We start from the raw sequence: 26,123 nt of genomic DNA on the forward strand, positions 1-26,123 counted from the left end.
CGAATTCATGTTTGATCTAGCGCAAGACCTATATAGATAAGGCTATAACGGCATGAAAATCGTACGTTCAGGGCAACAAATACACTAAATAATCTATTGCTATAGCACTTTGCTAGACTAAACCGTATAACGAAAAATACACGCTTAAAATAATCATAACTAGCTGATAATTATAAAATTTATTTAATTAAAGCTTATAATATTTCGTGGGAATGTATTGCGAAGATAAGCAAAAAAGGCGTACAAAAGGCCGATTTTCTAGCATAAAGAGAGCACTTAGGAATCTCCCTAGTATTTAGACTCTACGGTGAAGCGACCTTAGCTACAGGGCTTAAATGCACCCTACGGTTTCGTTCATTCGGGTGAAAAAACACCCCCAAAACCTATTTACCACTGAATTTTATGATGCTGCTCTGTCTCTTGGTGTCTCGCATCATCGGCAGAGTGCAGATAAATATTGGTAGTAGTCAGCGATTCATGCCCCAAGTTGTCACGTACATGACGTAAATCTACCTGCTTATTGGCCATGTGTGACCCTGCTGTATGTCGCAACCAGTGAGCAGATGCCTGTTCTAGCTGTTGCGCTTGCCACTCCAAGTCAGGATTATTGCTGCGCATTCTTTCCGCGGTAGCGTTAAAGACTGATTTCACAATACCGTGTACACCTGCACGCGTTAAAGGTCGTTGTTGATGACCTATAGGCAGCAGCAGCGGCGTAATCTCTGTTGCGGTAGGGTACGGGGGCAACGACTTTTCACGTCTATAACGCAATAATTCGGCCATGAGCTCAGAGGTAGCCGGCACAATGCGTGTTTTATTACCCTTTCCAGTAATTTCCAGCCACCAACGGTCTACACCATCATTGCCGCGCCTACAAAAGAAACCAGACATCCGGTTCTCTATTACCTCAGAAATACGTAACCCACACACGTATAACAGTGAAAACAACCAGCGCAAACGCGCATAGTGTTCACGCTGCCTATCGGTGTCTTGAGGCAGATCGGTAATAGTACGTTTCACTTCCAGCCAAATATCGTCATCTAAGTACCGGCTGACGCGAGGAGCCACATTACGAGACCGCTGTTTGGTTAATGACAATGGATTTCCTGCTAAGTAGCCAGCAGTGACCAGCCAAGAAAACATGGAATTTAAGATGATGACGGCTTGCCGTTGACTCGCTTGGGATAACGGCCCCGCAAAAGGGCACCACTCAGGATGTGATCTAGCCACTTTACGGCCAGCAGGCATTACCCATTGTGCTGCAGGTTGCGGATCCGTTAAGAAATACTGATAGAGCACAAGATCTTCGTGCGTGAGCGAAGAAATAGGCTTGCGCATGGCAATAGTGGCCCATAACAGTAAGCGCTCGGCTTCTTTGCGGTAATTGCTAAAGGTGTGAGGTGAGTTAACGAAACGGGCCAACCATGCCTTGATGGCGTCGATGTCTGTGGTTGCGCTGATCTGCGAACGACCGCCTATAGCTCTATTTGTACCGTTGCTGCCATCTATTTGTGCAGATCGCGGGAAATGCTCAAGGGGAGGGAAGCGTATTAGCGCCGTTGAATTGCTCTCAGACATGATTTGCCCATATATCCATCTAGTAATTTGACATTATAAGAGTAATGTCAAATTTTAATCAATAATAATTGGATTCTTAACGTATTACGTTGTATTATTAATTATCGAATAAGGAATAATGATGAATACAGCAAATATCAGCGAAATAAGCCTAAATGCCGAGGTTGAGGCGCTTAAAGAGCGTTTTTCAAACACGCAAGAGCTTTATAGGGAAGTCTGTGCGTTGTTATTCTTCCGATATGGCACTACGCCCACCGCTAACAAGCTTTATCAGCTAGTGCGTAGGGGCAGCATGAGTGCGCCATCACAAGCATTGGTCACGTTCTGGGAAGAGTTGCGCGAAAAAAGCCGTACACGCATCGAGCATCCTGATCTACCAGAAACACTCACATCTGCCGCCGGTGAGCTTATTGCCACCTTGTGGCGTCACGCTCAGGAAGCAGCGCAAGCGTCTTTAGAAACATTCAAGGCTGAGGCACAAGCCATGGTCGATAACGCCAGAATTGATGTGGCTGCTTTTGAGCTAGAACGCGATAGAGCCTTACAAAGAGAGCAAGCTACGCAACAAACTCTTGCCGCTGCAGAACAAGAAATCATTAGCTATAGAGAAGAACTAGCCGCCACCAATGAAGCCAGACTGGCGCTCACCAAGGCCATAGAGCTGGCACAGCACGATAACCAGGCTTTGCAACAGCAGTTGCACAACGCCCGAAAAGAGTTCAGTACAGAATTAGAGAAGCTGCATCAGGCTGCACAGCTATCCGAAACGCGCTCTAGAGACACGGAAAAGCGCCTCATGTTGGATTTGGATAGAGAAAGGCTCGGTACTGTTAAGGCACAGCGAGAAACCGAAGCAGTACGTGCGGCAGCCAAAGCCGCAGAAGACGAACAACTGGCCGCGTTAAAACAGCTAGAGCAACAATTACACAGCAGCCAACACGAGAACGGGAAACTAGAAGGTGCCTTACAAGCGTTAAACCTTAATCTTGAGCGTTCTGATAGCGAGCTAAAAGCGCTATATCAACAAATAGCTCAGGCAAAGGCCGAAATAGTCATGCTAAGAGAGCAACACGCATCAAGCAGCGTGCAGAAAACGACTAAGCGTAAAGGCATGAAGGTTTTAGAGGGTAGGGCACGACGCACACCTACCACTAAGCCTTAAGCTATGTAGATATCGCTACAATTTAGCCATATAGCCACCATGCAGTACGTACCGCGTACTACCTAGATTTTCTACAGAACCAACTCATGTTTACTACTGATACGCTACGCACTCTTTTAGAACCTTTTGGCCAACTACGTCCACAACTGGCATCTGAATGGATGGGGCAAAACCCCTTACCCGCAGCCATCGCTGACTTTTACCTGCGCGTGGGGCCTTTGGGTACGACCTACTACGAGAAAGTAGGCCCAGTAGGTTGCACCTTAACCGTTGGTGGCAATCCCGTGTGCATTCCTCCTCTGAGCAAGCTTGCTTCACTGCAGGCTGGGTATGCGTGGTCAGAAAGCCCAGAACACACGCTTAAGGATTGGGATCCCAATTGGCTTGTCATTGCCGAGCAAGGTGGTGATCCATTTATTTACGACACAACTACTGGACATGTCTTATTTGCTTTCCATGGCGCGGGCAAATGGGAACCCACCTTCTTTGCCAACGACTTGAATACCGCGATAGGTGCATTAGCGACCGTCGCCACTAGTTATTGTGCATTGGATGAAGATCACTTTGACGATGAGGCACTGGTTGAAACGGGCTATCACACTATACGTACAGACCTTGCCACGGCTTTAGGTAGCATGGATGAAGCCCAACGAATGCTAGATGCTTGGGAATACAACCAATAAATCATGTAGGGGTGTCAATATCATCCCACTCTGTACCAATATCGTTCTGAAAGTTCGTCAGCCAATTCAACGCATGGTGCCTTTCCATCACCACACCTGAAATCAGTCCTTCAACTGCTGTATCGCTTTGTGCAGCCTGTCTAGTCATCCAGTGCTGGCGCCACGTTAGATCAAGTTGATCCAAAATTTCAGCCGTGGGACGCAATGCAAACACATGGCCAGCATTGTTGAGCTCAATCAGTCTCATCGTTTTATCAAACATGACTTGAGACTCCACAACGTCTGAAGCAGGTGACAACGGTTCAGGCTGTTTAGATAGCGCCCACAACAGAACATTTAGGGCCTCATGCCGCCAGCTCATCTGTATTGCCATATGCTCATCGGGCTCTTCAGCAGAAATAAAGGCTTTCTCTTGTGGACTTAGCATCGCCAACCCCACAGGATTGTGCTCAGCCATAAATGGCAAGCTACTGTCTTCCTTATCTAAAATCACAAGTCCTTCAGATGCCACACAAAACAAGCTAAGCGCGCGGTGCACGACATCTGACACCGATCGTAGATGAACTTCGGCCTCGGCCAATACGGGAGGCATAGATGCGGGCGGGGTAGGGCTTAGTTGAGCTAGCTGCTTCAGACTTTTTTCACGTCGTGCCAAGGCATCAGGCAGATACGGCAAAGCTTCATGTTCAAAAAACAAGCCATCAGCGGTCATTAACAAAGCCAGATCAGGCGTTCGCACTGAACCATCTGACATAAACAGCACTGCATTAGCACGCGTCGCCCAGGCGCTCATTGCTGATAAATCCTGTTGCTTCACCTGCATACTAATGTGATTTTGTACGCGCTGAAGATGGCGCCATAGATGATAGCGAATGGCAGTCATTTGGCCATCGCCACGGCTCATTACATACCCAATAAAGCCATCTAAATGGTCTGCCAAATCAGAGTCAGAAAGATCGCGCTGGCCCAGTAGCTCGTGTGGGAAGTCCAATTCTGGAATATCTGTAACGGTTGCATAGGCATTGACGAGTACTACCTCATCACTCGTATCAGTGCTAGTTTCTGTCGTCGTTGATTGTCGTTTGCCTAGAATGCGTTTCAGTAAGCCCACTTGCTTCTCCCATAATGATGCAAAACTATACTACAGCGCGCATGGTGCCATCGGCTCTCTAGGCTTATATATCGCAAACAATTGTTAGGCAAAACATGACTGGTCTTGTACGACAGACTGCCTCACTTATCACACATACATCACAAAAAAGCCGCCAGCATTTGGCGGCTTTTTGACTTCTTAGGCTTTCAGCGTATAACGCAGAATTTCCACTACCTGCTCAGGTGTAGTCGCCCAAGCTTGAGCATTGGCATCTACCTCTTTAAGCGGGTGAATGATGTCTTCGGCGTGAAGGGTAATATAGGGCTTACCCAAGGCAGCACAGAAACCAGCATCAAAAGCGGCATTCCATTGCTTGTACTTGTCACCAAAACGTACCACCACTAAATCGGCTTTCTCGATCAAGGTACGCGTACGAATGGCATTTACTTTGGATGATTTGTGATCACGCCAAAATGACTCGCTTTCAGGGCCTAAATGGTCTCCTGCCGCGTCACTGGCATCATGATCTGTCACGGGTGCGGTGAAATGAATGTCCAATCCGGCCGCGCGGGCACCATTGGCGATCTGTTCACGCCAATCCGTGTGAATCTCGCCAGACAAATAGACGGTAAAGCTCATGTAAGTCTCCATAAATAAAAAGTCGGGCTAGCCCCGAGAGGAGCACCCGACTCATTCAAGCAGACTACACCATAGCATGCTGTGCTAGATAAGGAACCTACACAGCATGATGCGCAATATTCCAGGCAGTAATACTGCTTAGGTCCAGAAACCGTGATGAGGTACAGCAGCTTCCTCTTCGATCAAAGGGCCTATGACAGTAACTGGTCTTTGGCCACGAGCAAAAACCTCTCTGCATGGCAAGGAAAATGTAGGGTTTTCGGGATGATCGCCTGTTAACTCCAATAGTTTTTCTTCAGCTAATGCATAGACTACACGCCCTATACCGCACCAATAAATTGCTCCAGAACACATACAACAAGGCTCGGCACTGGTATATAACGTGCATTTAGCAAGCTCTTCAGGAGACAGTAACTTAGCTGCTTCTGCGGCAGCACGTAACTCTGCGTGTTGCGTTGGATCTCCCTCTGGAGGCATAGAGTTATTTCCGGCCATGCAGACTATTGTTCCATTAGCATCTGCCACTAACGCCGCAAAAGGGTGTCTACCACTGTTCTTTGATTGCTCAGAGAGCACAATGGTTTGACGTAGCAGTTTCATATCTCTAGGACTGAGCTCTGTACTGTCAACGTAAGTATTAGTCATGATTAACTCCTTTCTGATGAGCAAGATTAGGTGAGGCAGAATCTTCTTTTCGTGCCGCTAACGTTTCTTTGGTATTGAGTAATAGATTCAACAAAATGGCGGTTATAGCGGCTAAAAAGATACCGCTTTCTACAAACAGTTTTAGTGGGCCATCTACACGTTGAAATAGGGCAGGGAATGACATAGGCAATACCCCCACACTGATGGAAACAGCCACAATCAAACCGTTTCGTGTACCTTCGAACTTCACTCTGCTCAGCTCTTGAATACCAGCAACTGTTGTCATACCAAACATCACAATGGCGCAACCACCTAACACTGGACGCGGGATGGTCGCAATTAAGGCACCGAGTTTAGGGAAAAGTCCCATCAAAATCATAATGACGCCGGCCGCTGCCACGACAAACCGACTACGTACATTCGACATGGCGATTAAGCCAGTATTCTGAGTAAAAGCGTTATACGGGAAGCTGTTAAATACACCACCAAGCATGGTAGATAAGCCATCAGCTCGGAAGGCATCACCTAATGTGGTTTGATTGGCTGGTTTACCCGTTATTTTTCCTATAGCCAGTACATTGCCTGTAGTTTCAGCCATGATTACTAGCATCGCCATCATCATGACCAACGTGGGGGCTAGTGCGAATTGCGGCATACCAAAGGCAAAAGGAGGGCTTAGTTCAAACCATGCCGCCTCACCAACACGTGTGAAATCGGTGTATCCCATTGCCATGGCGAGAGCAGTACCAAACAACAAGCCAATTAGCACTGACAGGTTGCCTACAAAGCCTGAGAACTTCGCATGAATGAACAAAATAATGGCGATGGTGGCTAAGCCCAACAGCAAGTTTTCTGGCGCGCCAAAATCTGCTGCATCTGGATTACCTCCACCTAGCCATATCGCTGCAGCAGGCATCAGCGAGATACCAATAACACTAATCAGACTTCCTATGACTACTGGCGGGAAGAACTTCAATAGGCGACTGAATAAGGGTGCAATCACTATAGTTAATGCACCCGCCGCGATCACTGCGCCGAACACTGTTGTTAGTCCATATTGCTGGCCAATCATGATCATGGGAGCAATAGCAATAAATGAGCAGCCTTGGATTAAAGGCAAACGGGCACCAAAGCGCCAAAACCCTAAGGTTTGAATTAACGTCGCAACTCCAGAAGTCAGTAAGTTGGCATTGATCAACGTAATCATTTGCTCTGTAGTCAGCCCTAAGGCGCTGCCTAAAATAAGCGGCACGGCTACAGCACCGGCGTACATAACGAGCACGTGTTGCAAGCCAAAGCTGGCCAACTGCCGTAAGGGTAGAACCTCATCTACTGGATGAACTGAAACGCTGTTTTTCATACTTGTCTCCTTTGTGGTGGATGCCACGTAGTACTCTTTTTTTAGAGCTTGCTGCTATCATCAATCAGCTTTGCAATTGAACATAATTAATATTCATCGGAAAATCCGATAGATGAGAGAGACATGCGTTTTTCAATAGAGCAGCTAGAAATGTTCAGTGCCGTCGCTAGACAAGGATCTTTTTCAGCGGCCGCACGCGCCATCAGTAAAAGCCAATCAACAGTGAGTGCCGCTGTCGCCAACTTAGAGGTAGATCTAGGTGTAGAGCTTTTTGATAGACAAGCAAAACTGCCTGTTTTAACCCCTGCTGGGGTGCAGTTATTGCGTCAAGCAGAACTGGTTTTGGATAGATGCAGCAACCTGGAAATGCATGCGCATCAGCTATTGGATATTCCGCAATCAGAGCTTTTGTTAGCGATAGAAATTCCGTATCCAGTGCTTGCCCAACCTCTACAAGCACTGTCGACGCAATTTCCTTATTTAGATGTGACGATTCGCCATCCAATGGACGGTGATGTGGCCGTACTGGTGCAGAAAGGAGAGGTAGATCTCGGTATCACTTTTTCGCAACCCGCCTATGCTCGCGGTATAGCGTTCAGACAGATGGGTAAGTTGATATTGACCCACGTCGTACATAAAAATCACCCATTAGCGCACTATGCATCCATTAGCTTTGCTGAGCTACGAGCCCATCGCCGATTAGCGTTCTCTGCCTATGGGCATAGATTGCCTTCTACTGAGTATTTGACCGCAGGAAATAGCTGGCAGGCTGAAAGCTATTCAGCACTACTAGAAATGACTAGAGCTGGCTTAGGCTGGACGACGTTGCCACGACAGTCAATTTTGCGAGAAATTGAGTCTGGGGAATTAGTAGAGCTACCGCTAGAGGCCTACCCACATACTGACTGGGTTGTAGGTGTAGATTTGCTCTGGTCGCAACAAGCGCAACTAGGCCAAGCTTCTACGTGGTTAAAGCATTACCTACAGGAATTTAAGGTGTTCGAGTTGGATAGAAATGGAAATAAAACCATTTTGTAGCGCCCAAGACGCTGAACTACTCAGCAAGTGCATGAGCTTGTTTATGGTGTTTTGAGCTGCCATAACGAAACTTGCCCCAATAGGGGCAAGTAGTCATGTGGTCATAGCGTGAGTAATCACTTACCTATCTTCCAAAAAACGCATACGGAAGCGGCGGCCTTTGATGTTGCTGTTGGCAATGCGATCAAAGTACTTTCTAGCGATTTTTCTATCTAAGGCTACGTAGCTGCTGTATTCGGTAATGGCTATTTTACCTACTTGATCACCACTCAAACCTACGTCACGAGTAAGCGCACCCAATAAGTCGCCAGGGCGTAGTTTGTCTTTCTTACCGCCTTGAATTTGCAGGGTCATCATCGGTGCCAACAAAGGCTCTTGAGACTTAGCCCGCAACCCTTTTGCCTGACCCCATTTCACTGGGCTGCCTTGGTACTCTTCAATCTGTTTTACCCAGCGCATTTCGCTACCAGATACCAAGCTCAACGCTAGACCTTTTTGATCGCCCCGACCACTACGGCCCACACGGTGTACGTGTACTTCCGCATCTTTGGTCACGTCTACGTTGATCACCGCCTCAAGGTTTTGAATGTCCAAACCTCGTGATGCTACATCTGTAGCCACCAACACGGCACAACTTTTGTTCGCAAACTGAATGAGAATTTCGTCTCTATCACGCTGATCTAAATCACCCGTCAGTGTTTCAGCGCTAATGCCTTCGGACCGCAGTTCCTCTACCACTTCTTGACAACGCATTTTGGTATTACAGAATACCAAGGTAGAAGCAGGGCGGAAGTGCTTCAGCAGAGTCACAACCGTACTGAGTCGGTTGTCAAAACTGACTTCATAGAAGATCTGTTCAATCTGGCTAGAGCTGTGTAGAGCCTCAACTTTAATCTCTACAGGGTTCTTTAGGAATCTAGCGCTGATTTTACGGATATTATCAGGATAAGTAGCCGAAAACAGCAGGGTTTGGCGACGGGTAGGGCAATGCGACGCAATGGCAATCATGTCGTCTTTAAAACCCATGTCTACCATACGATCTGCCTCGTCCAGCACCAACGTTTTTAAGGCAGTAAGATCTAAATTGCCTCTGTCCAAATGGTCTTGAATACGGCCTGGTGTACCCACAACAACGTGAGCACCATTGCGCAGAGCTTCGGTTTGCGGTCTGGAAGGCACACCACCGCATAACGTCAACATACGAACGTTAGGAATTTGGCGGGCCAAACGGCGTAGTTCAGTCGTGACTTGATCTGCCAACTCACGAGTAGGGCAGACCACCAAGGCTTGGGGCTCTAATTTGCTAGGGTCTAAGGTTTGCAGCAACCCTAAGCCAAACGCAGCGGTTTTACCACTACCGGTTTTGGCTTGGGCTATCAGGTCTTTACCGTCCAGAATCAAAGGCAAACTTTGCTCCTGAATAGCAGTCATGTTTTCAAAACCCAAACCTTGCAGGGTTTCAAGCAAAACAGGCAACAGGGGGAGCGTATTAAAAGAGGTAGTGGACATAAAAGCCAGATAAAAAAACTGCAAAATAAAAAGATACCTACAGTTTACCTTTAGCTGGCCAATCTCTGTGAAATATGAGGATAGCTAGCACCTAATTGCTTCACTCTGCTGCCACGGTTGGCACAGTGACAGGGGCACGTGCGAAAGTAGCATATACCACTGAAGCGATCACAATCGTTACGGGAGCAGAAAAGCTGCTGTACGCACCACCTAAATGCATAATCGTGATCCCCGCTAAAGCTGCCAATATCCACGCCATTACAGCCCCAACTCGCAGAAAGGTCACTTTCCCAAGTTGCTGTTGTATGTAGGTTGCCGATGTCTGTTTATGCGTTAGCGCAATGTGCGTTAAGGCCATAGCTACCCAAGCAACAACGAAAATACCTTGATAGGCTAAGGCTTGTAGCAAATAGCTAAATACATCGGCCAACATCAAAACATACACAAGGCACGCTACCACTAGCGCCCACAACAGATAGTGTCCTCTGACGCCGATGAGTTGGGTCATACAGGCTTGCATATTTGTGGCGGCCAAATAGAAGTTCGCGGTATTAATACGGGTTTGTGTGGCCCAGACAAACAGCAACCCCAACACGCCCATCATTTTTAACAGCGCCAACAAGACCGAGACTTCGCTTAGCCCGCCATCCAAAGGCACACTCGCCACTAAAAAAATACCGACTAGGCCACTTAGGAAAAACGCCACAACATAAAAAGGCATTCCAAAGGTAACGCGTGCATGAAAACGGCGGTCTTCCTCTTTGCCATAACGTGCATAGTCAAAGGTGTACATCATCAGTACCCAAATACCCATGTAATACACAAAGGTATGCCACCACCCATAGGGGCTAGGTTCTGCCGGACCTAAGGCCAGCCACTGATCGTTATAGCCATACAAACTGATAGCTAAGACTATGACGGCGACTAAACCAATAATGTAGACGGGCAACAAGATAGCGTTGAGTCGGTCTAACCAGCGCATTGCATTACCAAACATTAATGGCACACTCAGCAGCACAACAACTAATGCTGCTAAAGGGTAGCTCACACTAGGAAAGACGGTATTAATGCCTACTGCGATGACTGAGCCTTCAAAAATAGCGTAGTACATGGCAGTGGCAAAGAAGATTAGGGTGGCGATGACAGATCCCGTTCTGCCCAAGAGAATTTGTGAAAACAAAGCTACTGATAAACCCGTTTTAATGGCATAGCGTGCAATGACAGCATTAATCAAGCCGTATACCACTACAGACATGGCCATACCGATAATGGCGTTTATAGCACCAAAATTTAAAGCTAGACTTGCCGCGACCACTAAATAAAACATAGCACTACAGACTCCCCACCATGCCATCATCAAGTTGTTTCTTGATAAGCGAGCGCTAGGGGGAACAAGCATTTCAGCGATGGTTGTTGTCGATCCAGTTTGTTGCGTCATAATTGTCTCCTTGGTCTTTTTGTAAACACGTTACGCCACTGAATTACGGATGCGTAAAGTAAGCCTTTTCACGAGATTGCTGACTGAGTGAGTCCTCCTGTGTACGCAGTGCCTTTTGCTGCTAGCACCTAGCATTGAGATAAGTCCCCCCATTCTAGTGAGCAGAAAGAATGACCTACAAGCGAGCGCTTTTTGCTGAGCGCACAAAAGCTTCCCTGTATGCGCAATACTAGGGAAATCAAGTAGTTAAATGCTGGATAGAGACGTAAATCTAGGCGTTATTTACAATAGTGCGGGGCGTTTTGCTAAGTAGCTAAGTAAAGCAACAACGACTGGTTTAGTTCTGGTATTGATTAGTGCCGTAAACTCACACTATTGAGCAATCGAGAAACTACGGTGACAAGGCTGAATAGAAAATACGTTTGCGTAGTTTCGCATCTAAAATTCATCAGAGATTGATATGAAAGCAACTTCATTTCTACTCCTGCTGGTTTTACCAGCGAGCGTACTTGCCAATAATGAGTGTACGAGTCCCCATGCACCATTGGCAGTCTGTAAAGCAGAAGCGGAAGCAGGGCACGCCATGGCCCAAGTGGCCTTGGGCACAAAATATATGTATGGCGAGGAACTACCGCGCGATGAAGAGCAAGCCTTTAGTTGGTATTTAAAAGCAGCCGAACAAGGCGTGGCGCCTGGGTCTGTGGCGTATATGTATGCTACTGGCACAGGGGTCGCACAAAACGATCAAGAAGCCGCCGTATGGTATGCAAAAGGTGCGGAACAAGGCGATGCCGTATCTCAAGTCAACCTAGGCAGATATTACGAGCATGGCACGGGTGTTGAACAAAATACAGATAAAGCCAAAGCTCTCTATAAAGCCTCATGCGAAGGCGGTAATTACTCAGGTTGCGATGAGTACAAACGACTGCAGACGCCATAAAAAGGGGACTTAGCTAGATATATATGATCGAGCAATACGTAGCACAATAAGCTGCTATGACGTGTGTCGCTACGTTTGCTCTATCAATTTGCGTAATGCATCACAAATTTCAAGCGCCGTTTGATGCCGCGTTTCTGGTTGTTCTGTATTGTCTTTGAAGCTTTGTTCCAGCTCTCTGATCCTATCGGCTATGTCATGCAGCCCCATCACCACCAGAGCACCAGCCATACGATGCAAGACAGCCTGACTCTGTTCCGCATTTTCTTCCTGCAACGCCGTTTCTAGCGCCTGTAAATCGCTACTCATGGTGCTGCGGAAAATGGCTTTATAACGTTGAGGAACGGGCGAACGGCTCAACGATTTCAGCAGATTATCCAAAGTAGCCAAATCCATTGGCTTAACTAGGCAAGAGTTCATACCGCTTTCTATGCAGCGCTGAGCCTCATCGCGCATAGCGTTTGCGGTAATACCTATAATAGGGGCGGTCACTCCCTGTGCTCGCAAGCGTCGAGCCAACTCTTCGCCGGTAACATTGGGCATGTTCACGTCTGTCAGCAGCAGATCATGATTGTTGCTATCCCACAAGCTCAGCGCTTCTGCACCATCTTGAGCAAGGGTAACCAGACACCCCAAACTTTCTAGCTGTTCACATAGAGTGGCCTGATTAAGTGGGTTATCTTCTGCCACCATCACGTGTAATCCAGGACGGCTATGCTGCTTTGTGACTGTTTTCTTCGGTGCTGAAATTTCCTCAACTGGCTCAGTTGTCGTGCATTGCTGCGTCATCCAACGCTCTAAAGCACGAGCAGTGCTTTCCGGATTGGTGCCATCAGCCTCGAGCAACGTAGTGCTGCCATCTCGTGCGGATACACTGATATAAGGACCAGACCACTGAGGTGCCGGGTTACTGCTAGGCATCATGACATCGAACAAGACATCTTCTGTACCACCAGTTAAAGGTGAGCTTGGCAATATGACGCGAGCCTGAGCATTCCAACGGTTTAACCAGGTGCAGATAGACTCAGATAGCTCAACATGTGGCGTGCGTACATGTAGTCGTAACCCCTGCAGATTAGGGGCAGGGGAATGCTCTACTTCCACAGGCTCTATTACAGAATTTAGCGTAAACGAGAAACTACTGCCTAAACCTGGCTCACTGGTTAATTGGATCTTACTGCCCATCAACTCGGCCAGTCGAGCACAAATAGACAAGCCCAAGCCGGCTCCATGAATAGTGTGTTCGCCAGCATGGGCAACATAAAAGGGCGTAAACAGATTGTCTTGACGTTCGTGCGGAATACCTACACCGCTATCAGCCACTTGAAACAATAAACTCGCATGCCCCTCGGGTGCTTGTTCCTGCCGCAGCCGAACAATGATATGCCCAGCCTGAGTGAATTTAACGGCATTGCTAATTAAGTTGTTCAGAATCTGGCGTATATGCAGGGGATCACCCAAAATACTACGCGGTATCTCAGGGTCTACATGGCAGAATAAAAGTAAGTTTTTCTGCTGTGCCATGGCGGTATACGTAGCCGTACAATCCTGCACTAAGGCGACAGGGTCGAACGGAACAGACTGTACATGCGTTTGACCTGCCTCGATGCGGCTGATATCAAGAATATCGCTGATGATTTGCAGCAATTGGCGCGATGCCCCTTGAATTCGGTCTACCTGTTGCTGTTGCTGAGCACTCAGCTCAGTCATGGACAATAACTCTAACGAACCCAACACACCATATAAAGGAGTGCGGATTTCGTGGCTCATGGTAGCCAAAAAGGCCGACTTAGCGGTGCTCGCTTCATCAGCTGCAATACGAGCACGTTCTAACTCACGTTGAATTTCTTCTTGTGCAGTCAGATCCATCAACACACACAGCAACACATCTTGTTCCTGATAGCGGCTAGGTGCACAAGCCAAGTGCAAACTACGGCCATCAGCCAAATCCACCTTACCTTCGGTGTTGCTAGGCCACTGTTGCTGTAATGTATTTAGTGCCAAAGACAGCGGAGCCTGATCGGGTAAGGTGTCTCCCACCTCTAGCCCCAGCCACTCCATCGCTTGGGCATTACCAAAAATCACCTGTCTTTCATCTTTACTGATTACACACAGCGCTACTGGTGATGTATTAATAATGCTGCGGTTGAAGTCTTGGCTTTCCAACAATGCTCGTTGTGCTTGATGCGCAGGCTCTACCACACCGCGCCCATACCAACGGGCATAGGCTACTCCACCCAGCAGGCTTAAGAATAGAAAAATCACGGTCCCCAAAGGCACCCAAGAACTATCCAATAATTGGCTAGGGCTGATCAGATAGTGTCCTATCCATGTGCCGGAGGCATCTCTGGTTTGAAAGGCCAGCCCCTGCAAGCTGATACTAAAGCCGTCCTGCTGCAAATCGGGAGAGTCATTTTTACCGATCAGTAAACCTTGCTCTGCATGATGCAACCAGAATCTATAACCTACTGGCGCTTCAGATTGGTTAAAAAACTCACGTAACCTACCTTTGTCAAAGAGGCTCATCGCCTGAAACTGGGTAGGGTCTACACCCGGTAAAGGAAAACCAGGCAAGGAAATTTGCATCATGCCCAGCATATGCAAAGGATGCTTGGGTAACGAAACCCACTTCACAACTTGCATACCTGGCTTAGGCTGTCTAGCAGGCTGAATATGCTGACGTGCCTCTTTGTGTGAAGCAATAGGTAAAACGGTATCTGTGCGAGTGGACTCCAACTCAGGGATGCTTAAGCTATCCTCCATGTTGGGATGAAACAGGAACAAATAGCCAGAGGGGAAATAGGAACGAGCCCAGAACGATGCAAAACTGTCAGCTAGTTCTGCGCCTAATGCGCCGTAGGCCTCTTTGGGGGCACGGCAATTCAAATCGCAAATCATGGAAAAAGAGACGCTAGCCGTAGGTCGCCAGATACTGACAGAACGGCCACTTTCTACTGGCGTAGGCTCAGGCTCCGACCCTGCCTCAAGTTTTGCTGCATCGGCCTTTAGCTGAGCTAGAAAACTTTCCTGCTCATGAATATAAGCCAACGTTAAGGTGAAATCAGACTCTAGTCTATAGCGCTCATTGCTGAAAAAGTGCTGCCCAGCCACCAGCAGTGCACCAAGAAAAATGAGCGAGACAGGAATAACACTAAGCAAGAGCCACGTGTGCCCACGTGAGTGTTGCGTCATGCGATTAAAAGGTGATTTGGCTATGGTTTTCACTGTTCACCGTGTAGTGCTAATCCTGCCGTATCATACCATCGCACGCCCCAATAACTGCTTAGAGATTGTTAAGAATGAGCAGTAAAATCAGAGGATTGGAACTTGTAAACTATCGCGCAAAGCCGCCATATGTAGTGGTTTTATCAGCAAGGCATCCATACCTGCAGCAGACCATTCATTGTCTTTGTCCAAAATAGCATTAGCCGTAATACCAATAATGCGGTGCTTATAACCTTGTGTACGCAAGGCATGGGCAAAAGAGTAGCCATCCATGCCGGGCATAAATAGATCTGTAAAAACAATATCAAAACGGTTTTTATCAGATAGTGCCAAAGCAGCTTCAGCACTAGCTTCCAGATGGACACTGCAACCCAACAACGTCAGTTGTTCTTGCAGAATCAGTCGGTTTACAGGATTATCGTCAACAACCAACACGTGCTGTGTTCGTGCAGGGGCGCTCACAAACTCTACAGTCGTTTGTGTATTGTTTTCCAACGCTTGAGCCCGTTGTACTGCTTGCATGATGTCATGCATAGAAATAGAGGCTGTATAAAAACAGTTAGGCTGTTCAGTCAAGGTAGCAGACGTTGGTGTAGTAGGCTGCACCATAACACGATGCCCTGTCCACTCGGTAGCAGTACTAGCAACACAAGGCCAGCTATGAACTAAGACGGATCCCGGTTTAGCTTGCTGCCCCGTATAGGGAAGGGCATAAGCCCCCCAATGACGCAGCCATTTACTCACATTGGACACAATCTCAGGAATATCACCCATCACATAAACCGGCCTAAATGCCAGTAAAGACTTGGGAGTGGGTGACATACCTGATGATGCAGCAACAGGAAGAGTTACCTCAAAGGTCATACTGGTGCCTAAACCTGGTTCGCTGACCACAGACAAAGAACCACCCATCAAGCTTGCCAACCTCTGGCAAATGGGTAAACCTAGTCCTGTGCCGGGCTCTTTACTCACACCACCTTCATTCAAGCTGAAATAGGGCAAGAAGAGTTTAGGCAAAATATCCGCACTGATGCCGTGGCCTGAATCGGTGATCTGAAAACGTAAGGCTAAGCGGTTACCAGACTGAGGCTTTGTATGTAACCGCAGCACCACGTGACCAGAGGTGGTAAATTTAATAGCATTGCTGACTAAATTACTAAGAATCTGACGAATCTTCTGTGGGTCACCAATAGTCGTGAGCAAGGCGCTAATAGGGGTTACGGAGTACAACAACAAACCCTTGTTCTGTGCTGTAGCCGCAAAGGAAGCAATCACTTCATCCACCAGCTCTTGCAGCGAAAACTCACGCGGCTCTAGTGTGACGTGGCCTGCTTCAATACGTGATAAATCCAAAGATTCACCCACCACTTTGAACAAAGTTTCCGCTGAGCGTCGTAAGGTATCCAGATACGGCGATTGTTGGTGTTTTTCAGACAAAGAAAGCAGTTCTAAGGTCCCTAAAATGCCATACAAGGGTGTGCGGATTTCATGGCTCATGGTGGTCAAGAATTGGGTCTTGGCAATGTTAGCGTTCTCGGCCATTTGGCGAGAATGGCGAAGAGCAGCTTCTTCCGCCTTTTCTGTAGTGACATCGACAATGGAACACAGAGCCGCACGATTTCCACGGTAATTCAAACTAATCGCTTGCACACGTACACTGCTACCGTCTTTCAAGGTGACATCAGTGGAAGCACTTTGATCGTGTTCACCTGGCAGACGAGAGCGCCATTGATCGTCACCTTGCATCCATGTGCGTGCCTGAGGGTTTTCTTGGAAAATCACATCGCCACTCGCATCAACCAAGGCCAAGCCTACAGGAGCCATCGCAACAAGCTTGCGATTAAGGGTCACACTATCTACTAGGCTTTGCTGTTGTTGGCGTGCAGGCACAAGCAAACGTCGTCTAATCAAGTATGTGCCGACCAGCACGATTGTTGTAAAGACCGTTAGCGTCAACAAAGCCGTAATGAGCACACCGCGACCATCACGCAGCAATTGCTGCATTGGCAAAGCATAGAGTACGCGCAGGCCACCCGTACCAATGGATTTACTTAGAATAATGTGTTGAGGCCAGCCTTTGCTATCAAAACCAAAATAGTCTTGTTGTAACCACTGTAATTCCGCCGAATCTGGTGGGGCGCTGCTGTACAACACAGCTTGTCCACGTATATCGAACAAAATATATTCTGTGCTAGGCGGAGGTGGGGTCAGCGTTAACGCACGGTCTATTTCTTTTAGCTCCAGTCCCAACCAGGCCCCTTGGCTATTTTCTCTATCTATAGGTGTGTATGCCACTAGCCTTGACGGAGAGTCATCGTCTTGATGCAACCAAATCACTGGAATTTGGCGTGCATTTGGTTCGCTGTTAATACTATTTAGGCGTGTGGCCAGCGCATCAGCCTGAGGTTCCCACACCAGACCATTATTGGTTTTGTTCAACCGAAAATCACGCGCTGGATTCAGTTCGCTGTAACGCAGAGTACCCGTACGATGGATAGCATTCCAATGCCTACGAGTCAAAAGCAATGTGTACTGATCGAGGGATCCACTGTCTGGCGTGTTGATTGCCTCCAGATTGTTGCTGCTGGAGGGTAAAACCAGTGGCTCTGGGATGACAGCACTAGCCGCCACTACTCGCAGTAATACTTCACGCTGATCAAAGTACAGTTGAGCATGATCAGCCGCACTATTAAGTTGACGACGATATTCGGAAATTAAGTGCGTGGCTGACGCATAGAGATACGCCCCAGCCCCCAGCGCTGCACATAGAATCAAAATCAGCGACAAAGCACCCAACAAAACACTGGGAAAGTGTGGCGCCAGCATAGAAGGAAGATTTTCACGCATAGGTGCTGCGGCTAACTGAGCTGTTTTCATACAGTACCGTCCTCAGCATCGTTCAGTTTAGCCAAGTGACCTGGCATAACAGGATCAGGATCTCGTTTAACGCAACGTAGACGAATCAACTGATAATTTCTACCTTCAGTTTCTTCCGCGAGCTCGTAGTGAGCTCGGCACAACTGGCCATCACGACTGATATCCAAATAGCCGCGCATTTTTTCAGGAGAGATCATAGTCAAAATACGCCCACGAGGATCCGTCATACCCAGTTGATTGCCAGACACGTCATGCACCATCGCACCAAAGGGCAGGGCAGCGCCTTGTTCATCACGCAGCTCAAACTGCACGCGATGACCTACTTTCGCTTTGAAAGTGACGAGGGCAATCGCGCCACGAGTAGGGACAACTTGCTGCACAGCGTTATCAAACTCAGCATTGCGTGGGGCATTACGTGTATCCAGACTTACGTAGTTACTGCGGTATGGTGTGGCGTTAGGGATAATGGCATAGCCGTTTGACCCAGTTTCCACGCCGGCGTGGCTGGATATACCTACACCAGCAACTGCTGGTTCCACTTTGGCTAGCATGACAGTCTCACCTAACGCTTGGCCTAAGTTCACCCCACCACCATGCACAACCACCGAACCATTGGCCGAGAAGTTGCCAGAACTGTACTGACTTCCATAAGCGTAGCCAGCATTCAAACGAGCAAAGGAGGTTGCTGTCCCTACGTTGACCGAGGCACTATTTTCGCCAGCAGCACTGCGGCCACCGGAAACGGCATAGCTAATTTCACGCTCGGTAGGCAACAATCCGCTCACACCTACCTGTGTGGCATTGCCGCTCTTGTCGTGATTGATAGTAGTAAAACTTTGCGGTGCATTAGCCCCACTGCCCAAAGGAATGCTCAATGTCAGCATGATGGCGTTATCGTAAGAACGCGAAGAGCCAAACGAAGACCGCAGATTCCGCGTACGTGTGTACGACAGGTTGTAGTTCACTTTACCAATATTGTTGCTGTAGCCCACCGACAAACTATTGGAAGAATCCTTTTCCCAGCTCTTGTTGTAAGAGGCATTAAGGTACAAATTACCCCCTGCCACTGGTTGACTAATATTTGCATCAATACGCTGACGCGAATCGCGAGGGCTATTCAGACGAAATTGAGCAGGTACCTCAGCAGCTTGAACGTGATCGGACAAAGTGCGATAGCCTTGACTCAAATTGTGGCGCACACTAATAGTTACATTCGATCCAGTGGCCTCAATGAACTTGTTGTAACGCAAGTTCAGACTAGTCCCTTGCGACTGTTGGCCCTGAATACGGCTGGTAGAGCGTATAGCATCCAGAGACACTGCACCTAACTGTGTATTCATACCTACACCCAAAGAATAAGCATTGAAGTCTTTGGACACTTGAACGCCTGCGGCCACGGTTGTATTGGCACTCATGCCGTACAGCATGGAGCCGCTCACAAAGTTAGGACGCTCCTCCATGTCATTGTTCAAGCGTAGCTGACCCATAGACAGGTCATAACTAACGCGACCCTCACGCACCATCAAGGGGGGGGCTGAAAAGGCTTGACGCAAAGTGCGGCGCGAACCATCGGCTTCGATAATAGTGATTTCTAGATCACCATTTGAGCCCGAAGGAGACAGGTCACTGATAGCGAAAGGGCCTGGAGCAACGTTAGTGGTGTAGATCACATAGCCGTTCTGACGTACTTCTACGGTGGCATTGCTTTCTGCTGTGCCACGGATAACTGGCGCGTAACCTTGCTCACTGTCAGGACGCATAGCGTCGTCTGAGAGCATTTGCACACCCATGAAGCGCACGCTGTCAAAAAGTGGTGAGCGAGTGTACGTTTCCCCGGCCAGAAACTGGCTTTTTAAACTGACAATGTCGCGTTGCACATAAGTGTTCTGGCTAGTAAACGAGCTAGAGCGGTTAGTACCGGAGGTGTAATAGGAATTATTGCGCAAACGCCATGGGCCAATGTTTACACCCATGCGTAGATCTGCACTGACGTCAGTGGAGGAAGACATCCCCTTGCTTTGATCGCGACGTACATTTACGCCGTAGCTCACAAAAGCGGCGGCTTGGCCCGCATCCCAAAAGGAAGGATTCACATAGCCACGCTTGCTAGCACTTAGATAAATTTGTGGGATGCTCAGCATCAAACGTAACTGTGCGCTTTCATATATTGCCGTGGCTTCAGGTACGGCTTCAGGCAATCGCAAACAACTGGCTTCGTCTGAAACAGGTGCAGGTAGTTTGTCTAGCTCTATTCCGAGCTGCTCTAACATTTCACGGTTAAAGCAAGGCTCATTGTCATCAGTACGCGGGTTACGCTTGAAGGTGATGTCGCGTCGGCCAGTACGCTGCAGGTTTACATAGACGTCCACACGGTGCACACCTTCTTGTACGTTGCTGCTAGAAAGCAAAGAGCGTAGATCTTCAGTAGAGGCATTACCGTGCAGGAAGGCCATGTTAAAACCTAGCGACTCTGCATTATCTAATGCGGCAACTTGCACAGGTTCAGTATGGTTTTTTTCGGCAGCATCAGTCGTAGTAGAGCTTGTTTGGGCATGTACAGTATCAACTACCATCACCATGCTGGTCAGCAAAGCAAGTTGCAAAGCGACCAGCGGCTGGCGGCTAATGGTGCGAATGCTATAGCTGAACAGATGGTTTTTAGTAAACATGGCTCTGCCCCCAAGGGACGTAGTTGACGATATGAAGGCGTACAAGGGCTCCTGCTACTGAATCGCAACCAGTAGCCGAAAAGGGGACAGACGTGGAATAGGGAGGGGGAGGGGCAGCGGCAAATACTGCCGCCGTTTTATGGCGTGTCGGTGTTTACTGCGATGCCTTGAACCTTATGTTGTCCGTTAAGACGAACTTCATAAGCATCAGCGCTGCCATAGTCGCTAATAGCAGTAAAGCGCAGGGTTCCCTGAGGGCCGGAGCGGCCCAATGACACCAAGCGAGTGTGGCCAGGGGCAATCATACCGGGATCTTCCATATCCAACCCTGCAGCAGTCTGCAACGTAGACATGGACACGTGGTATGCGCTGGGATTATGAATTTCCAGCTGATTGTTCACCACAGACCACTGCAATTGCACAGGCGCTTCAGCAGCAGAACCTGGCAATCCGTCAGGACGGAAAAATAATTTGATACGTTGGCGAATAGCAATCTGTAATTGATTCTCACCAGGCCCTTGTTGTGGGATTTCCTGAATATTGAGCCACAACACGGTCTCTCGATCTTGAGGCAGGCCTTGGTCACCACCCGCATAAAGCACGCGCATCACTTGTTGTCCGTTAGGAGCAACTTTGACGAGAGCAGGGGTAATGGCAAATGGCAATTCTGCTTGATCATTCTCAGTATTAGTTTCCAGCCACGACTGCACCAGAATAGGTGAGTTATCGTTACGAACAACGATGGAGGCTTCTTGTTGCTTCTCAGGCAAAATCAAACGCGTACCACTCAAGGAAATCGCTGCTTGCGCTTGGCTGTGCAACAACACAGCGCTCAAGGTCAAACATCCGAAAGCCAGTTTCTTTAAAGTTAAGATCGACATGATTCACTCTCCTTGAGGGTAGCGCTGTCGAAGGAGATCGTCCCTCGACAGCTGGGTTAGACAAGTCTTATTCGTAAGACAGCTCGTAAGCAACAGTAGCATTGGCTTGACCACCGACCACATCAGCGACATCAGAACCAGCTTTACGGGTGTAGTACGCAGTCAGAGGGATGTTAATAGCGCCATCAGCGTAAGGAGCATCCAACGTGGTGCTACCGCTTGTGAAGTCCAGAACTTTGTCGTTGCTAACCAGCATGATCTGCACGTTTTGTGCGCCACCAGTTACTGCAATCCCTTTGCCTGAAACAGCAGTAGGAGCCAGTTTCAAGGACACTTTAGTGCCATTTGCACATTCAACTTGCATGTCGATGTTTTTAGAAATGACTGTCAGACCACCAGCAGATGTGGCTGGAGCAGCTTCAGTACCCAGTGTTTTAGCTGTAACAGGACCCATATCTACCAACATATTGGCACCAGAACTGGATGCGCCTGGTGAACGTACTGTGCAGCTATCAGCGTTGATGCTACCTACAAAATTAATGTTGCCACGAGCACCAATAGTAGATTCTGCTTGAGCACCAGTAGCAGCGAAAGCGGACAGGATAGTGAGGCCTAAAAGGATTTTTTTCATGATTGATTTAACTTCCGATTGTTGAACAAACGAAGCAACCTTGTTAATACGCCTTGGGGCGCTCAAAGGTTCCCTGGTATGTGCATTGTTTAAGCACAACTTAAGTTTAGGAAATCAGTTAAGAAAAAGATTTAGGACAATTCTTAAAAAGTAATAGTATTAATTTTTTGTATTTGTTATGTAATAAAAATTTTTATCAAGATATTTTATTTGTTAATTGACAATTATTAACAGTCTACCAGTGACTACTTATTAGTATTAATTAAATACCTAATAAGAAAACTCGGAATACTCTCAAACAACTAATAACGCTGCTCTTTTAGCGTTTCATTTTCAATCTACCTCTATATACGTGCTGACTGCACTCAGTTTTATATTCCTATCACCCATGGTGTAGTCATTCATATTAATGCCAACGTAGAGCTATTCCCTTGAGTGGGAAGCCAGGGCTGGGCCCTGTTGATCCCGTCAAATAGCAATTACTGGCACGCTGCGTCCTTCAGAAACAGATGGAGCAAACCCACTTTCTTATTGAGGCAACTAACTGCAACAAAGGAACTAAGATGGATATCTACTTCACAGATGTTCGAGGGAACTTCTTTAACGGCAGGTTTTACCGTTCAATATGTACGCCTGCCTACTAAAACAGAAGCCGACCTAGTTAGAGTGAAATGGTGCCATCAATTGTCGTCACACTTTCTCCGCCCACCTCAATGCGTGAGTTCAGAGAAATTCTGAGCGCTATTTCTCCCTCTCGTCATAGAGCTTGGCCCTGAGAACTTAAAAAGCAATTACCGAACACTACCGTTTGCTGAGTCTCTGCAATAAATGCAGCAATGGCACCATTACCACTGCCGCAAACGGGGTCCTCGGTGATGCCGAGAATAGGAAAGAATGAACGCGCCTCAATGGCGGTCTTGTTATCGTCGTCGTGGGCGCCGAATACTACGATGCCAGTAGTACCAAATTCCTGACTAAATGTGAGTAGGGCATCCAGATTAGGCTTCAACGCTAAAACATCGTTGGCAGAAGGTAGCTGCATCACAGTATGAACAGGCCCTACATTCACAAACTTAGGCGTGATAGCAGATAGGGAAGGGGCTCCAAGAATATCTTGTGCGCGACGGATTTGATCTGCATTTAAGTCTACAAATGTTGCTTTGGGCAGTTCAAAAAAGACCTGCGTGGGGCCATTACCCTCAGACTCTACCAAGATAGGGATCAAACCCACTTCACACTCTTGCGTGATCACACCATTTTTGGGATGAACTAGGCCAGCCTCAATCAGCGCGTGTGCTGTTCCAATCGTGGGGTGTCCAGCAAACGGAAGCTCTGATGTTGGCGTAAAAATTCTGACGCTGTAGTCTGCAGAAGGACCCGTTGCCGCAGAGACAAATGTAGTTCCTGACACGTTTGTCCAGCTAGCGATGCCTTGCATCTGTGCCGTTGATAGGCCTGTCGCATCAAGGATGACTGCGACTGGGTTACCTTTGAAAGAAGTGTTGGCAAATACATCAATTTGCTTAAATTTAACCTGCATATGACCGACTGGTTGATAAATTTATAGCTCAGTAAAGAACCTGTTTTGCCACTTTATCAAAAAACAAAAGCAAGATTTGTGCATACGGTGCACAACTGATATGCAACAATTTTTTCGCTGATTTCAGCTATGATTAGTCTAAAATTCCTTTTGTTATTAATGGCAAAGGGTGAGGCGTCAAATGAGTTCCCTATCATTTAGTAGCCCTCAATCAGACGAATTTGCTGCATTCATTGCAATTGTTCGAGCAGGATCATTTTCTGCCGCCGCACGTAACTTGCAACGACACCCATCGATTATCTCCAAACGCATCGCATCACTAGAAGAGCGACTAGGCGTAAGACTGATTGAACGATCCACCAGAAGCATTAAGTTGACCGATGCCGGTGAACGGTTTTATGAAAGACTGCATACTGCAGCGCAAATACTTGAAGAAGCAGAACAGGAAGCAGGGCACTTATCCAAGGAAATAGTGGGCAACCTTAAGATTAGCCTTCCTGGTGCGCTGGGTCGGCTATGGCTAAGCTCAGTTATTGCCCAATTTGCGCAAGCGCATCCTCAGTTGAAGATCTATACCGATTATTCAGATAAGTACGTTGACGTGATTTCTGAGGGGTACTATGCCTGTATACGAGTAGGGGCCTTAGAAGACAGTCGACTGATCGCTAATAGACTCTGTAGCCACAGCAGAATATTGTGCGCGTCTCCACGCTATATAGAAAGAAACACGCATCCTACGCATCCCAACGACTTAATCAACCACAACTGCCTTGGCCACACAGGGCTTCATACATACCCAGAATGGTTCTTGTATCAAGGCGAAGAGGCAGTAGCAGTCACTGTTCGCGCGAGTTTTGTCAGTAACGATGGAGAAGCATTGCTGGATGCCGCACGACAAGGGTTAGGCATACTTGGGGCTAGCAACTGGTTGGTTGCGAAAGATATCGCTGCAGGGACCTTAGTGCCAGTGTTACCAGGTTGGAGATTTGATAGGCAATCAGCCATTTACTTGATTCGTCCGTCCATCAAGTTCACACCATCAAAAACCACCGCATTCAAATCGTGGATAGAAAAAGCTTTTGCTGATGGAGCACCTTGGGAGAAATTTCTGCGTTAATCGCAGCGTATTCAAGTGTCTTCTCATAACAATCAATAGTCGCATAATGTATATTATGTAAAGTTAATAATGCATGACCTATACATGCAGATACTCCTTTCATAACCACCTACCAGTACACTACCGTTTAATAGTCGCATTATTAGGTGTTTGTAGAGATGATTTCATACGTAGCAACTGGCAGTATCTATTCTATTCAGCAGTTAGGCATCACTGCCGCTGCTGGCGGTATCTTTGTCATTGTCTACCTCATGGCCTTAGGTGCCATTGTGATTGCCGTTGCATTGTCACTATGGGGCTTATGGCGCTACATCAAAGCCAAGCAAGGTAAACCACGCCCGGCGTTATCGTTGCCTGTACGCCTGCTTGTCATTGTTGTTGCTATCTATCCTATATGGTTCGGCTTAATGTATGCCCAAATCTGGTATTCAGGCTATCAAACGGATCAAGCACGGAAAGCCGAGAATGTACGCCGCTATGGCCCGTTGGAGCAAGCCACACGTTTTGGAGAAATGGAACTAGCCGCCGGCACGCTCATTAATAGAGGCGATCCCTGGCGGTTTAAAGAGCTTCCACAACAAGATCCTTTGCTAGATTTAGAAGCCGTACGTTTTCAGGAACCTACGCTTGTCGCTGGTGTATTAGCCTATGCAATGTCGGTAGAAGGCTCTAGCCTTACGGTTGAATTAGCTCAAGAATATCAACTAGATACGCCAGAGTTATCTAGACATTGCCCCGTAGGCTATGTATTGATGTATACCTTTCCTAATCGACGTATTAGTAGTGAACAGCGTCTGGAACCACCATACACGTGGTTTACGCCCAGCCAATGGGAACCTACCAGCTGTTTTGAATCTACAAACGGCGTGATGGTGATGGATATGAATCAGCACGGCATTTACTTTCCCAAAGATGGCGCGCCTTACACGCCTAGAAAATAAAATTGAGCATCACGATACCCACTCTGCCCTCTCTCATCTGTAAACTTTCTTTTATGGTTTAAACGATTCTTCCGTTAGTTGCATTATTTAAACCGGGTAATACAGAATAAACTTCTTTTTATTGTCGTGTTTTAAGTGTTGTTGATGCTACCTACGATTG

At 47.5% G+C, this 26,123-nt stretch carries 19 protein-coding genes; 6 read left to right on the plus strand and 13 right to left on the minus strand.

The genetic code is table 11. The features are described from left to right. Positions 1 to 387: 387 nt before the first annotated feature. A complete protein-coding gene (locus AC3QL0_RS08370) occupies positions 388 to 1,578 on the minus strand; it encodes a tyrosine-type recombinase/integrase (RefSeq protein ID WP_493008067.1) in 1,191 nt (396 codons plus the stop codon). Positions 1,579 to 1,699: 121 nt separating this feature from the next. On the opposite strand from AC3QL0_RS08370, the gene AC3QL0_RS08375 reads away from it, so the two are divergent. Beyond that, positions 1,700 to 2,740: a DNA-binding protein gene (locus AC3QL0_RS08375; protein ID WP_493008068.1), complete on the plus strand. Its 1,041-nt coding sequence runs from the start codon at positions 1,700 to 1,702 to the stop codon at positions 2,738 to 2,740. Between the two features lie 86 nt (positions 2,741 to 2,826). Then, positions 2,827 to 3,423 (plus strand): hypothetical protein, encoded by a 597-nt coding sequence (locus tag AC3QL0_RS08380; RefSeq protein ID WP_493008069.1) that lies wholly within the window; start codon positions 2,827 to 2,829, stop codon positions 3,421 to 3,423. 1 nt (position 3,424) lies between these two features. On the opposite strand, the gene AC3QL0_RS08385 is transcribed toward AC3QL0_RS08380, so the two are convergent. The 4 genes from AC3QL0_RS08385 to AC3QL0_RS08400 form a co-directional block, all read right to left on the minus strand. Further along, entirely contained in the window at positions 3,425 to 4,534 is a 1,110-nt protein-coding gene (locus AC3QL0_RS08385) for a DUF4272 domain-containing protein (RefSeq protein WP_493008070.1), read from the minus strand. Between the two features lie 180 nt (positions 4,535 to 4,714). Then, positions 4,715 to 5,155, minus strand: a complete 441-nt coding sequence (locus AC3QL0_RS08390; RefSeq protein ID WP_430219873.1) for a YtoQ family protein — start codon at positions 5,153 to 5,155, stop codon at positions 4,715 to 4,717. A 138-nt stretch (positions 5,156 to 5,293) separates the two neighbouring features. Continuing rightward, positions 5,294 to 5,800: a nucleoside deaminase gene (locus AC3QL0_RS08395; RefSeq protein ID WP_493008071.1), complete on the minus strand. Its 507-nt coding sequence runs from the start codon at positions 5,798 to 5,800 to the stop codon at positions 5,294 to 5,296. Further along, positions 5,793 to 7,160 (minus strand): nucleobase:cation symporter-2 family protein, encoded by a 1,368-nt coding sequence (locus AC3QL0_RS08400; RefSeq protein WP_493008072.1) that lies wholly within the window; start codon positions 7,158 to 7,160, stop codon positions 5,793 to 5,795. The genes AC3QL0_RS08395 and AC3QL0_RS08400 overlap by 8 nt, the downstream gene beginning before the upstream one ends. A 123-nt stretch (positions 7,161 to 7,283) precedes the next feature. Between AC3QL0_RS08400 and AC3QL0_RS08405 the strand changes: the two genes are divergently transcribed. Next, positions 7,284 to 8,198 carry a LysR family transcriptional regulator gene (locus tag AC3QL0_RS08405; protein WP_493008073.1) on the plus strand — a complete coding sequence of 305 codons (915 nt, stop codon included), beginning with the start codon at positions 7,284 to 7,286 and terminating at the stop codon, positions 8,196 to 8,198. A 120-nt stretch (positions 8,199 to 8,318) separates the two neighbouring features. On the opposite strand, the gene dbpA is transcribed toward AC3QL0_RS08405, so the two are convergent. Together dbpA and AC3QL0_RS08415 are read right to left on the minus strand one after the other, a co-directional pair. Continuing rightward, on the minus strand, positions 8,319 to 9,707 hold the full coding sequence (gene dbpA / locus AC3QL0_RS08410) for an ATP-dependent RNA helicase DbpA (RefSeq protein ID WP_135862865.1): 1,389 nt from the start codon (positions 9,705 to 9,707) through the stop codon (positions 8,319 to 8,321). A gap of 100 nt (positions 9,708 to 9,807) precedes the next feature. Continuing rightward, positions 9,808 to 11,145, minus strand: coding sequence for a purine-cytosine permease family protein (locus tag AC3QL0_RS08415; protein WP_493008074.1), 1,338 nt, complete (start codon positions 11,143 to 11,145; stop codon positions 9,808 to 9,810). A 460-nt stretch (positions 11,146 to 11,605) separates the two neighbouring features. On the opposite strand from AC3QL0_RS08415, the gene AC3QL0_RS08420 reads away from it, so the two are divergent. Next, entirely contained in the window at positions 11,606 to 12,085 is a 480-nt protein-coding gene (locus AC3QL0_RS08420) for a tetratricopeptide repeat protein (protein ID WP_493008075.1), read from the plus strand. A 69-nt stretch (positions 12,086 to 12,154) separates the two neighbouring features. Here the strand turns inward: AC3QL0_RS08420 and AC3QL0_RS08425 are convergent, their stop codons facing one another. From AC3QL0_RS08425 to AC3QL0_RS08450, 6 genes are all read right to left on the minus strand, one after another. Further along, positions 12,155 to 15,274: a hybrid sensor histidine kinase/response regulator gene (locus AC3QL0_RS08425; RefSeq protein ID WP_493008076.1), complete on the minus strand. Its 3,120-nt coding sequence runs from the start codon at positions 15,272 to 15,274 to the stop codon at positions 12,155 to 12,157. Between the two features lie 120 nt (positions 15,275 to 15,394). Beyond that, a complete protein-coding gene (locus tag AC3QL0_RS08430; protein WP_493008077.1) occupies positions 15,395 to 18,184 on the minus strand; it encodes an ATP-binding protein in 2,790 nt (929 codons plus the stop codon). Continuing rightward, on the minus strand, positions 18,181 to 20,853 hold the full coding sequence (locus tag AC3QL0_RS08435; protein ID WP_493008078.1) for a fimbria/pilus outer membrane usher protein: 2,673 nt from the start codon (positions 20,851 to 20,853) through the stop codon (positions 18,181 to 18,183). Before AC3QL0_RS08435 ends, AC3QL0_RS08430 begins: the two co-directional genes overlap by 4 nt. A 137-nt stretch (positions 20,854 to 20,990) precedes the next feature. Next, a complete protein-coding gene (locus AC3QL0_RS08440) occupies positions 20,991 to 21,734 on the minus strand; it encodes a fimbrial biogenesis chaperone (protein WP_493008079.1) in 744 nt (247 codons plus the stop codon). A gap of 67 nt (positions 21,735 to 21,801) precedes the next feature. After that, positions 21,802 to 22,365 carry a fimbrial protein gene (locus AC3QL0_RS08445; protein ID WP_493008080.1) on the minus strand — a complete coding sequence of 188 codons (564 nt, stop codon included), beginning with the start codon at positions 22,363 to 22,365 and terminating at the stop codon, positions 21,802 to 21,804. Between the two features lie 757 nt (positions 22,366 to 23,122). Then, a complete protein-coding gene (locus AC3QL0_RS08450) occupies positions 23,123 to 23,905 on the minus strand; it encodes a PhzF family phenazine biosynthesis protein (protein WP_493008081.1) in 783 nt (260 codons plus the stop codon). Positions 23,906 to 24,086: 181 nt separating this feature from the next. On the opposite strand from AC3QL0_RS08450, the gene AC3QL0_RS08455 reads away from it, so the two are divergent. Both AC3QL0_RS08455 and AC3QL0_RS08460 read left to right on the plus strand, forming a co-directional pair. After that, the gene (locus tag AC3QL0_RS08455; RefSeq protein ID WP_493008082.1) at positions 24,087 to 25,022 is read left to right on the plus strand and encodes a LysR family transcriptional regulator; all 936 of its coding nucleotides are present in this window, start codon (positions 24,087 to 24,089) and stop codon (positions 25,020 to 25,022) included. Positions 25,023 to 25,180: 158 nt separating this feature from the next. Continuing rightward, entirely contained in the window at positions 25,181 to 25,963 is a 783-nt protein-coding gene (locus AC3QL0_RS08460; protein WP_493008083.1) for a hypothetical protein, read from the plus strand. Positions 25,964 to 26,123: the final 160 nt, after the last annotated feature.

This window comes from Paenalcaligenes sp. GW821-LYS-B07-1 (assembly GCF_058803365.1).